General features: G+C 46.5%; 1 protein-coding gene. It reads left to right on the top strand.

Annotation, left to right across the window (positions count from 1 at the left end; all coding sequences use genetic code 11):
* Positions 1–95: 95 nt before the first annotated feature.
* A complete protein-coding gene (locus D6694_05615) occupies positions 96–992 on the top strand; it encodes an IS982 family transposase (protein ID RMH44587.1) in 897 nt (298 codons plus the stop codon).
* Positions 993–1,005: the final 13 nt, after the last annotated feature.

Genomic DNA, 1,005 nt, shown 5'->3' with positions numbered 1-1,005 from the left:
ACCTAATGTGCGACTTTTTTCTGAAATAAACATCGGATAACTCCTTGTAGAATAGGGATTCTAACCAACCTATTCATAAACGAGGAGGCTATCCGATGTCCAGAGATTATTTTATCATCATGGTGTACTGTTTGGTATGCGAACATTATCCGGTTGTTATTGCCCAACGTCCCCTGCGGCGCCGTGGTTTTCCGCCAACATTGACGGATGAGGAGGTCATTACCATCGAAATCTGCGGTGAATACTTCGGTTTCCATCAGGATGTCGACATCTATGACTATTTTCGTACCCATTATCAGCATTTCTTTCCCCAACTACGGGAAAGAACCGGCTTTGTCCGTCAAGCAGCCAATTTGTGGTTCGTCAAAGCGATGATACAACGACGCTTAACGCAAATCAGTGGGCAGGCAGCGGATAGCGTGCAAATCATTGATACATTGCCTTTGCCGGTTTGCACTTACACCCGTAGTCAGCGTGACCGCTGCTTCAAACCGGAGGCAGATTACGGATATTGCGCCGCCAAAGACCTGCATTACTATGGTTTCAAGTTGGGTCTGCGTATTTCACGAGTGGGCATGATCATTCATTACCCACTATTACCAGCGCGTCCTCATGACAGCCAACTTTTAGATGACCTGATTGCAGGCTTTGAAGGTGTGGTTCCAGCTGACAAAGCATTTTTAGACAGTTTTCGTCAAGAGAACTTAGCCCGAAAACGGCATGTTGAACTGATTGTGCCGACCCGTAAAAACATGAAGGCCAAACCGCCTGTAGCTGTGATGAAATTATACAGTCGGTGGCGCAAGTTGGTAGAAACGGTAGGGTCTCATTTAACCGAACGTTACCATATTGCCAAAACTCGCGCTCATGACCTCTGGCATTATCAGCATCGTTTGATTCGTAAGGTGCTTTCACACACAGTTTGTGTGTTTCTTAACATGCAATTGGGGCGGCCCCCTTTGCATTTGGACGATTTAGTGACCGCCGATTAGTTGCACATTAGGT

The sequence above is a fragment of the Gammaproteobacteria bacterium genome (genome assembly GCA_003696665.1).
Taxonomy (GTDB): domain Bacteria; phylum Pseudomonadota; class Gammaproteobacteria; order Enterobacterales.
This window is presented reverse-complemented; position numbering and strand designations above follow the sequence as displayed.

Coding starts and splice junctions, on each gene's coding strand:
- D6694_05615 (RMH44587.1), top strand. CDS start 96: ATGTCCAGAGATTATTTTATCATCATGGTGTACTGTTTGGTATGCGAA.